Raw genomic sequence first — 8,320 nt, 5'->3', positions numbered from 1 at the left:
CATTCTCCAGATATCTGAAGGATCGAATCTCCGGGACTGGAACTATTCCCCGGTTATCAGACATGGTGCGGGAAAAATCTGTTCAGCTCATGAACCGCTCTGCCTACGAATTTTGAGCAGTTACCTTGAAAGTATGGCAAATTCTGATGGGTGCGTAACATGAGTAAGTAAACAACATTAAGGTTCCCAGGGCAGAAGATCAGGATGACCCCGCTTTATTGAGAGACATGCTGAAAATGACGGCACCTATTAGCATGGTGCTGGTGCTGATTCTCTGTTGCTTGCTGCCAGACGTGTAAGGGGTATCTTGCTCCTGCAGATAAACAGGTTGGGTCAGATTGGCAAAGATGTCTTCAAATTGTCTGTTGCCATATTGTCCATTCATTTGCTGGATTGTGGCAGGCGAAAGATGAATGACACTGAGTTCAAGATTAGTATCATCTGAACTCAAATTTAGAACGGATACAGCAGAGCTGTCTTTTTCTGTACTCCCCTGGGATTGAGAGAACTCTTCTCCGTCAGAAAGTGTACAGCTCACGTCCAGCTGAAATTGATGCTTTATATTCCTTTTCAAATAAGGAGTAAAACCCTCTTCTTCTTTCCCACCTTCAAAAAGGGAATAGCCCCCGTGATGAATTTGAGCCAGAAACCAGTTGGCTTCAAAGAATTCCATGTCGCCTGTTTCGACACAGATGTAAGATTCATAATAAGGCGCGCCCTCATTGTTCTTATAAGGAGACGCATGGGAGCTTGCAGCAACAAGCAACAAGCAACAAGCAAAATAATAAACTGCGGCTGAATAATCCCATAGGATGCTCCAGGTCATTTGTTTTAATCGATTTTAAAAGTATGGCGGGATAAACATTAGCTGAATAATATGGCATTGAGGGGGAATTAATTATTTTTATAATGATTCAGAATTCACATACATAATTAGCTTTTGTTAATACTTTTAAGATGATCTTTTATTTATTCTTAATGATTGAGTGTGGGATTGAATTGATAAAGGAATACGATCGGGTTGTTAATGAAATGGATTTTCTATAAATGGAAAGCAAAGTCACATCGCAGTATGAATTTTTAATGACTGTTTATTTTCTTCGTCTGAAGGCATTTCAGAGTCATTGTTTCTACGAATCTAGGTAGTTGTATTTACCTGTTAGCCTGGAGGTGACGCATCAATTCTCTTGCTGAAAGCTTAGGTGTCACCGTTTCTATACCGTTCAATCCACAATGACTTGCCGTCAGGGATTCTCTATCCTCATTCCTGTGTTCGATAGACAAACAGGAAAAAAACTGTTTTCAAAGCCGGTAAGTAATGGGAAAAGCTGATTTTTATCCATGTGGCAAAAAATCAGCTGGATTGGGGCTAGCATTTGAATGCCCCTGAAAATGACCATCGTACTGGCTGGCGTAAAAGTAATTGTGAACTTACTCTATAGATTAAAGGTCTAAAAGTTGACTTAAATCAATACTATAGAGGGGATGATCCATTAGGTTTGCGCACTCGATTTGTGTGAACTGCTTATAAGGTGATCGCCTTATTGGTAATTTCCGTATTGTGTAGGGGTCGTTAAGACAAGGGCGCAGTACGGAATTGATAATGAACAAACAGCCAAGAGCTGGGAATTCAGCCTTTCCCTGATCATCAGAAGGGGTATGAATTTCATTATAATTAAAGTGGGTATGGTATGGGTGAAACTCAATCTCTCTTCGATCGCATGGCCAGCACCAGTCTGGTGTTGAGGATTATCATTGGTATTGTGCTGGGTGCAGGCCTGGCAGTGGTTGCTCCTGATACAGCGCTTTCTTTCTCTCTTCTGGGCTCTCTGTTCGTCGGCGCCCTGAAGGCTGTAGCGCCTATTCTGGTCTTTGTGCTGGTGGCTTCTTCTATTGCCAACCAGAAAAAAGGTCAGCACACTAACATGAAGCCAGTCATTGGCCTCTATCTGATCGGTACTCTGGCTGCCTCCCTGACGGCTGTCATCATGAGTTTTGCCTTCCCGGTCACCCTGACTCTGGTCACTAATGAAGCCAGTGCCAATCCTCCCCAGGGTATTGGTGAAGTCCTGAACACTCTGCTGTTCAATATTGTGCAGAATCCTATTGAAGCCCTGATGACCGGCAACTTTATCGGTATCCTGGCCTGGGCTATTGCTCTGGGTCTGGCGTTGCACCGTGCATCTGACTCAACCAAGCGTGTTGTACACGATCTTTCCGATGCGGTATCCAATGTTGTTCGCTTTGTGATCCAGCTGGCACCTTTCGGTATCTTTGGTCTGGTGGCAAACACCGTGGCCCAAACCGGTTTCTCTGCCCTGGCGGAATACGGTCAGCTGCTGATGGTTCTGATCAGCTGCATGTTCATTATTGCACTGGTTGTGAATCCATTGATTGTGTTTGCCAAGCTCAAGCGCAACCCTTACCCACTGATTTTCCAGTGCCTGCGTGAGAGTGGTGTAACCGCCTTCTTTACCCGCAGTTCTGCGGCTAACATTCCGGTTAATATGGAACTGTGCAAAAAGCTGAACCTGCACGAAGACACATACTCTGTCTCCATTCCACTGGGCGCAACCATCAACATGGCAGGTGCTGCCATCACTATTACTGTGATGACTCTGGCTGCTGTGAATACTCTGGGTATTCAGGTGGATATGCCTACCGCTCTGATTCTGAGTGTGATTGCAGCGGTTTCAGCCTGTGGCGCTTCCGGTGTTGCAGGTGGCTCTCTGCTGCTGATTCCTCTGGCTTGCAGCCTGTTCGGTATCTCTGCGGACGTAGCCATGCAGGTAGTAGCGGTTGGCTTTATCATCGGTGTGGTTCAGGATTCTGCCGAGACAGCCCTGAACAGCTCAACCGACGTAGTCTTCACAGCTACGGCATGCATCTCTGCTGAAGAAAATGGCCAGGCTGTCCCCGTTACCCGGGAAGCCAATGCCTGAGACTGAAGTAACACTCAGTCCATGATAAAAAACCGCCAGCTGATCCTGGCGGTTTTTTTTATATTGAAAATCCTGCTGTTTCGGACTCTTTAGCCTCTTTCATGATTCGGGTGGTCCGGCATTTTCAGCTCAAGGTGGTGCGAAATGAACAGGCTCAGGAAGCCATCAGATCAAACCGGTCCAGGTTCATCACTTTAACCCAGGCTGCTGCAAAATCGTGGGCGAACTGCTCACCGGCATCCGATGAACCATAAACTTCTGCTACAGCCCGCAATTCAGAGTTGGAACCAAATATCAGATCGACCCGGGTTGCTGCCCACTGGTTGACTCCAGATTTTCGGTCAGTGCCTTCAAAAAGACTTTCGTCCTGAGACTTTGCTTTCCACTCCGTGTTCATATCCAGCAGGTTGATAAAGAAATCATTGGTCAGGGTGTCGGATTTTGAGGTGAAAACACCGTGCTGACTTTGATCGCTGTTCGTATTCAGAACTCGCATTCCGCCAATCAGGGTGGTCATTTCAGGTATGGTCAGGGTGAGCAGTTGAGCCTTGTCGATCAAAAGTGCTTCAGCAGAAACATCCATTGTATGCTTCTGATAGTTCCTGAAGCCGTCAGCCACAGGCTCCAGCAGTTGGAAACTTTCAATATCGGTTTGTTCCTGTAAGGCATCCATACGACCAGGAGAAAAAGCCAGTTCAATATCGTATCCGGCATTTTTGGCTGCCTGCTCAACAGCAGCACAGCCTCCCAGGACAATCAGGTCGGCAAGAGAGATCTTTTTAGTGCCAGACTGGGCACTATTGAATGCATGCTGAATGTCTTCCAGTTGCTTCAAAACGTTATTCAACTGCTCAGGTTGGTTCACCCCCCAGCTTCGCTGTGGTTCAAGGCGGATTCGGGCTCCATTGGCTCCGCCTCGCATATCCGAGCCTCTGAAAGTTGAGGCAGAAGCCCAGGCAGTTGAAACCAGCTCACTAATGGAGAGAGGTGAGTTCAGAACCTGCTGTTTGAGGGTTGCCTGGTCTTTTTCATCCACCAGTTCATGGTCAACCAGGGGAATGGGGTCTTGCCAGACCATGGCTTCTCCGGGAACTTCCGGGCCAAGATAGCGCGCTCTGGGCCCCATATCCCGATGAGTCAGTTTGAACCAGGCTCGGGCAAAGGCATCGGCAAACTGATCCGGATTTTCGTAAAAATTTCTGGATATTGCCTCATAGGCGGGATCAAAGCGAAGCGACAGGTCGGTGGTTAACATGGTGGGCTTATGACGTTTGGTCGGGTTATGGGCATCAGGAATGGTTGATTCACTGTCTTTGGCAACCCATTGGTAGGCTCCGGCAGGACTCTTGGTCAGCTCCCATTCGTATTTAAACAGGTTGTCAAAAAACAGGTTGCTCCATTGAGTGGGCTGGCTGGTCCAGGTGACTTCGGGCCCGCCTGTAATGGCATCACCGGCTTTGCCGCAACCATGGCTGCTTCTCCATCCCAATCCCTGTTCAGTAATGCCTGCGGCTTCGGGTTCCGGGCCAACCTTTGCCGGGTCGCCAGCTCCATGAGTTTTTCCAAAGGTATGGCCGCCTGCAATCAGGGCAACGGTTTCTTCATCGTCCATGGCCATGCGGGCAAAAGTACCCCGGATATCTACAGCGGCTGCTTTCGGGTCAGGATTGCCATTGGGGCCTTCGGGGTTAACATAAATCAGCCCCATCTGGACGGCCGCGAGAGGGTTTTCCAGATTGCGTTCACCGGAGTAACGCTCATCATCCAGCCAGGTCTTTTCCATACCCCAGTAAATGTCTTTTTCTGATTCCCAGATATCCACTCGACCGCCGGCAAAGCCAAAAGTTTTAAAGCCCATGGATTCCAGAGCCACATTACCGGTAAGAATGATCAGGTCTGCCCAGGACAGTTTTTTGCCGTATTTCTGCTTGATGGGCCAGAGCAGGCGACGGGCCTTGTCGAGGTTGGTATTATCAGGCCAGCTGTTAACCGGTGCGAAACGCTGGTTGCCGTTTCCTGACCCGCCACGGCCATCAATCGTGCGATAGGTACCCGCACTGTGCCAGGCCATCCGAATAAAGAAAGGGCCATAGTGACCAAAGTCGGCAGGCCACCAGGACTGGGAGTCGGTCATCAGGATCCTGAGGTCGGCTTTTACCGCCTTGAGATCCAGGGTTTTGAATGCCTCTGCATAATTGAAATGCGCCCCCATCGGGTTTGAGGCGTCACCGTGTTGTCGAAGGATATTCAGCTTTAATCGATTAGGCCACCAATCCTCGTTGGAAGTACCACCGCCAGCGGTATGATGCATAACCGGACATTGACTAACAGACATACAGTGTCTCCTATTCGTCCCTGCAGAAATGCGGAACAAACTTGTAAAGATTTAGGCAGCCAGGTCACATTCTGCATCAGTCGTGCAAACAGGATAGGACTACCATGATTCAGTCAGATTCAAGTCATAGGGATAGAATAATAAGGAAGTGTAAGAGCTATTGGCTGTGTCAGCAAATGGCTGTTGGCGGCACGAAGGTTATTCAGGGGGACACTTTTGGCTTAGAGCACTCAAGTGCATTCGATGTTTATCATACTAAGAGGCTATTGCTTCTGTGCTGAAACCATCAAGATAGCAGGCCTTCTGTCATGATCTGCCATGGAAGGCAGCTGTTCAGTGGCATGTTCAACCGGTTGCGGTTCCAGTACTTTTTGCAGCGACAGGCCTGCATCGAAAACCGTATTCAAAAGAGTGGCGGTGGTTCGGTGGTATTTGACGACGCCATCAATGTGCCAGTGCTGTTGTCTGGTTGACTCATCAAAGTAGTGGTCAACAGGCCAGTGTGTCTTTTCACCCTTTTCTACAAGCCATCCCTGAAGCAGTGCCGTACAGATCGGGTGTTCCACTGAAAAGATCAATTGCCCGCCAGGCTTGAGTGTTCTGGCAATGTTATTCAGCAGTGTTGACAGCTCTTTGATGTAGTGAAAGCACAGAGAGGAGGTGACAAGGTCATACTGTTCAGAGGGATAACTGAAATCTTCAACCGGTACCTGGATAAAGTGGCATAGCTCTGTATGCCTGCTTTTTGCCTCATTGATCATATTGGCTGAAATGTCGATGCCCGTCACCTGACTGGCACCTTCATTGATCGCACGTTCGGCAAATTGCCCCATGCCACAGCCCAGATCCAGAATGGACAGATTTTTCAGATCAGGCAGTAACGAATTCATGGCGGGTTCTTCAAGCAGTCCGTTCAGGCCAGAATCAGACATTCTCAGAGCCTTGTACCCCTGGAAAAAGTCAGGGTGGTCATAGATATTCTGCTTCATATACGGCTCCAAAGCTCATTGATAATAATTTCTATCAGGTGTCTCGAGCTTTTTATGTTAACTGAATCAGTCTGCCTTCAATATGGAACTCAAAGAAAGAGATGGCTGTTTTATTAGCGGATTGATGCTAACGATTCCATACAAAATCCATCTGTTTTGCTGTTTTCTCCGCCAGTTCCTGACTGTGCAGCAGGCTGACCAGTGAAAGGCTCATGTCGATCCCGGCGGTAATCCCGGCGGATGTCACAATAGAGTCGTCTTGAACCCAGCGCTGGTCAGAAACCACATTCAGTGACGGATACTGTTTCTTAAGGTCCGGAATGTCTTCCCAGTGTGTGGTGACTTTCTGATCGGTCAGAATACCGGCTTCTGCCAGGATAAAAGCCCCTGTACAGACAGAAGTGGTCATTTGAGCACTGGCCGAAGTGGTTCGTATCCAGTCGAGCACCTGGGTTTTTTTCAGTTCTGCATGATGAACACCACCGACGACCATCAGTAGATCGATGGGAGGGTGGTTGTAGAAACCATAATCAGGATTCACGCTGTACCCGGCACGGGCTAAAACTGTCTCTCCGGTTTCTCCTATCAGAAAGGCATTAAATGGCTCTCCGTCTGCACAGACCCGACTGGCCGTTGAAAACACCTCAAAAGGACCGGAAAAATCCAGTACTTCTGCATTGTCGTATATATAAATGGCGATGTTCATGGTTTTTTATTCTTACTTTGGCTTCTCGGGAACTCTCGAATATAAGGACATCTGGTCGGAGGGGCAAGCTCCAGAGGAGGGATGCAATTCCCAAAAAGCGTGCTCTATGGAGTGGAGAAGACGGTTATTCAGCCTATAGTGATGGCTGTAAAACTGTATTTCATAAATGCGGAGGCTTTGGGATCAAATATGCTTTCTATAGAAATGGACAAGGAAGACGGCATTGCCCTTTTGGAACCCCATGGACCCCTTTCCAAAGAGGATTTTATTGCTGCCGCAAAGCAGATTGATCCTCTTATTGAAGCAAAAGGCGATCTGGGTGGGTTAATCATCAGGACCGATCATTTTCCGGGTTGGGAATCTTTTGGGGCACTCGTCAGTCATTTTCGATTTGTTAAAAACCATCATAAGCATCTTAAAAAGATTGCTCTGGTGACGAATGCAAAAGTAGGGGATCTGGGAGAGAAAATGGCCAGTCACTTCATTGCAGCAAAAATCAGGCACTTCCAATTTGAGCAGTTGGAAGCGGCGAAGCTCTGGATTCTGGAAGACGACTGAAAAAAAACGGAGTGACCTGGTTTCATTGGGCAGTGTGTTGCCTGAAAAGCAGGGAAGGGGGGTGTTGAATGATTGCTCTCTGACCGGTTGCTATTGGTCGGGCTCTATCAGGTCGCTGACAGAAATAATTCCGCCTTCTTCCGTTTTCACGAATAAAACTGAATCTCCAGCAGGCATACAGTGTCGGGAGCCGTCTCTGTTTCTGACACAGGCCGCATTAAAAATGCCGATATTTCTCAGCATTCGTTCCCACTCATCGTAGACCGGTCTGACCTTTGAGCGACCTTCATTCACAGCAAGGCCCATTCGCATCAGACGGCTGTACATTTGACGGATTTCACGCTGCTTATGTGGGTAGGCTTGTAATTCAAGAGGCATGGTATGTTCAGATCTGCAGGCCAGCCAACGGGTAAACCATTGAGGGTGTTGTCTGGTCCTGTCTGCCTGCCACTGTAACTGACAATGGGCATTAGCCCGATCAAAGTCTTGCTGGGTGACTTTTATTGAAGCGGTGCCACACCCTGACAAAAGAAAAGCCAGAATAATAGCGACAGTCAGTTTGACCGGCGTGAGCAAGGCCCTTCTCCCTGGTGCAAGATCCCTGAAAGATCATCCTATCGGTTTGATTCAGCCATTACAATCCAGTGACCATCCTGTGCCAGAGCCTAGGAGCCTGTCGGACTTAAGACTATTTCGGCCTAAATTCCAGAAAGAACGGCCCAATTATTCGATGAATTCGATTAAATAGGTCAACTATTCTCACGAATCCATCGAATAATTCGACTCGTTC

7 protein-coding genes are annotated in these 8,320 nt (G+C 47.9%); 2 read left to right on the top strand and 5 right to left on the bottom strand.

Features of this window, described 5'->3' with window-relative positions:
* Positions 1-199 precede the first annotated feature (199 nt).
* Positions 200-826 (bottom strand): hypothetical protein, encoded by a 627-nt coding sequence (locus ACR2PX_RS14305; RefSeq protein WP_434000032.1) that lies wholly within the window; start codon positions 824-826, stop codon positions 200-202.
* Positions 827-1,691: 865 nt separating this feature from the next.
* Between ACR2PX_RS14305 and sstT the strand changes: the two genes are divergently transcribed.
* The gene (gene sstT / locus ACR2PX_RS14300; protein ID WP_434000031.1) at positions 1,692-2,942 is read left to right on the top strand and encodes a serine/threonine transporter SstT; all 1,251 of its coding nucleotides are present in this window, start codon (positions 1,692-1,694) and stop codon (positions 2,940-2,942) included.
* A 154-nt stretch (positions 2,943-3,096) separates the two neighbouring features.
* On the opposite strand, the gene katG is transcribed toward sstT, so the two are convergent.
* From katG to ACR2PX_RS14285, 3 genes are all read right to left on the bottom strand, one after another.
* Entirely contained in the window at positions 3,097-5,277 is a 2,181-nt protein-coding gene (gene katG, locus ACR2PX_RS14295; RefSeq protein WP_434000030.1) for a catalase/peroxidase HPI, read from the bottom strand.
* 263 nt (positions 5,278-5,540) lie between these two features.
* The gene (locus ACR2PX_RS14290) at positions 5,541-6,266 is read right to left on the bottom strand and encodes a class I SAM-dependent methyltransferase (RefSeq protein WP_434000029.1); all 726 of its coding nucleotides are present in this window, start codon (positions 6,264-6,266) and stop codon (positions 5,541-5,543) included.
* A 127-nt stretch (positions 6,267-6,393) separates the two neighbouring features.
* Positions 6,394-6,972: a DJ-1/PfpI family protein gene (locus ACR2PX_RS14285; RefSeq protein WP_434000028.1), complete on the bottom strand. Its 579-nt coding sequence runs from the start codon at positions 6,970-6,972 to the stop codon at positions 6,394-6,396.
* Positions 6,973-7,053: 81 nt separating this feature from the next.
* On the opposite strand from ACR2PX_RS14285, the gene ACR2PX_RS14280 reads away from it, so the two are divergent.
* The gene (locus tag ACR2PX_RS14280; RefSeq protein ID WP_434000027.1) at positions 7,054-7,530 is read left to right on the top strand and encodes an STAS/SEC14 domain-containing protein; all 477 of its coding nucleotides are present in this window, start codon (positions 7,054-7,056) and stop codon (positions 7,528-7,530) included.
* A gap of 90 nt (positions 7,531-7,620) precedes the next feature.
* On the opposite strand, the gene ACR2PX_RS14275 is transcribed toward ACR2PX_RS14280, so the two are convergent.
* Entirely contained in the window at positions 7,621-8,106 is a 486-nt protein-coding gene (locus tag ACR2PX_RS14275; protein WP_434000026.1) for a hypothetical protein, read from the bottom strand.
* Positions 8,107-8,320 lie beyond the last annotated feature (214 nt).

The sequence above is a fragment of the Endozoicomonas sp. genome, from assembly GCF_051008435.1.
In the GTDB taxonomy this organism is placed as follows: domain Bacteria; phylum Pseudomonadota; class Gammaproteobacteria; order Pseudomonadales; family Endozoicomonadaceae; genus Endozoicomonas_A.
The sequence above is the reverse complement of the archived record's forward strand: the minus strand, read 5'-3'. Positions and strand labels throughout refer to the sequence as shown.

Excerpts from the sequence above, each read along its gene's own strand:
- katG (WP_434000030.1), bottom strand. The coding sequence starts at position 5,277 with ATGTCTGTTAGTCAATGTCCGGTTATGCATCATACCGCTGGCGGTGGT.
- ACR2PX_RS14305 (WP_434000032.1), bottom strand. The coding sequence starts at position 826 with ATGACCTGGAGCATCCTATGGGATTATTCAGCCGCAGTTTATTATTTT.
- ACR2PX_RS14290 (WP_434000029.1), bottom strand. The coding sequence starts at position 6,266 with ATGAAGCAGAATATCTATGACCACCCTGACTTTTTCCAGGGGTACAAG.
- sstT (WP_434000031.1), top strand. The coding sequence starts at position 1,692 with ATGGGTGAAACTCAATCTCTCTTCGATCGCATGGCCAGCACCAGTCTG.
- ACR2PX_RS14280 (WP_434000027.1), top strand. The coding sequence starts at position 7,054 with ATGCAATTCCCAAAAAGCGTGCTCTATGGAGTGGAGAAGACGGTTATT.
- ACR2PX_RS14285 (WP_434000028.1), bottom strand. The coding sequence starts at position 6,972 with ATGAACATCGCCATTTATATATACGACAATGCAGAAGTACTGGATTTT.